The sequence below is a fragment of the Streptomyces sp. NPDC005492 genome (assembly GCF_040605995.1).
Taxonomy (GTDB): Bacteria; Actinomycetota; Actinomycetes; order Streptomycetales; family Streptomycetaceae; genus Streptomyces.
In genome coordinates, this window is sequence record NZ_JBEXDX010000122.1 from 1 (window position 1) to 1,335 (window position 1,335).

Here is a 1,335-nt window from a genome sequence, read left to right on the forward strand (position 1 = left end):
GAGACCACCTCACTATCGATGTCCTGCGGTACCCGGGTTCAATGTGCCGGCCCGGGCGATCCTGATGGCGCTCTGTTCCTCCGTTCTTCCCTCTGGGATCAACTGCTACCTGACGGGTACTGCGAACTGCTCAGCGCCTGTGACAGCGCCGCTCTTCGGCAGCCAGCCCCGTCGCCCGTCCTGCGTCTGCTCTGGCTTGGAACCCCACTGCCGAACCTCCCGGTGCGCGCGCCCGCAGCCGACGCCTTCACCGAGGTGCTGCTCACCTACTTCACTGCTGGGTACTGCGAACTGCACTTACGGGTACTGCACCTGCGGTCCTGCTCACGGCGGCCCCTGATCACTGCGGGCCACCCGGTCCGGCCGTCAGTCCCGTCGCCGTCCTGCAACCGCTCTGGCTTCGGAACTCCACCACCGCACCGTCCTGCGAACTACACCTGCGGGTACTACTCCGCCCGGCAGTTCGTGTCTGCCGGGCCCTGCTGTCTCTCTGAGCTACGAGAGAACCATAACCACGCCCCAGAGCCAATGTCTACTTCAACAAACACAGATTTCCGCACGTTCGACAGGGAGGCAATCAGCCTCGAACAGTGACGCGGGCAGATGCGGGGCCGTCACGGCCCGGTTAACGGGCCGCCGACCGGGGCACAAGCACCCGCACGGAGGCAACCGGGAACGGGCGATCCAGGGACCAGGGTGACCTGATGAACACGATGAGCGTCAACGTCGCAGCCGTCCGCTCCGCGACAACCCTCGCCGGCGCCCGCGCACGCGCCCGGGACTTTCTGCGAGGTCTCGATCATCCGATCACGGCCCAGGACGCCGACACCGTGATCCTGGTCGTCTCGGAACTCGTCACCAACGCCCTGCGCCACGCAGGCGGCACCTGCACCCTGGACCTGACCGCACACCCCGACAACATCGAGGTGGCCGTCCACGACAACAGCCCCCGGGCGCCGCACATGCGCACCCCCGACCTGCACGACGGCACCGGAGGCTTCGGCTGGCCCATGGTCAACCGCCTCGCGCACAGCACCGCGGTCATCCGTCGGATCCGCGGCGGCAAGTCCATCAGAGCCCTCCTCGCCCGGTGACGCCACCGCTGAAACAGTCGAACTGGTCACTGGTGGCACTGTCATCACCGGCCGGCTGGCTCCGGAAGCCGTGTGGAGGCGCAGGGTGTCGGAGGTGCTGACGGATTCCACTCGCCTGGGGGAGTTCTCCGCCGTCTTCGACACCGCCGCGAAGAAGGACGGACCGCCCACTCATCTGCACTTCCATGTCGCCCGGATCCTCCAGGGCACGGTGGGAATCCCGGAGACGGGCGGGATGTAC

At 67.0% G+C, this 1,335-nt stretch carries 1 protein-coding gene and 1 pseudogene; both read left to right on the forward strand.

What is annotated here, in order from left to right; all coding sequences use genetic code 11:
- Positions 1-704 precede the first annotated feature (704 nt).
- A complete protein-coding gene (locus ABZT04_RS45935; RefSeq protein ID WP_356066697.1) occupies positions 705-1,094 on the forward strand; it encodes an ATP-binding protein in 390 nt (129 codons plus the stop codon).
- Positions 1,095-1,116: 22 nt separating this feature from the next.
- A pseudogene (locus tag ABZT04_RS45940) lies at positions 1,117-1,335 on the forward strand (hypothetical protein); the annotation flags it as partial.

Coding starts and splice junctions, on each gene's coding strand:
- ABZT04_RS45935 (WP_356066697.1), top strand. CDS start 705: ATGAACACGATGAGCGTCAACGTCGCAGCCGTCCGCTCCGCGACAACC.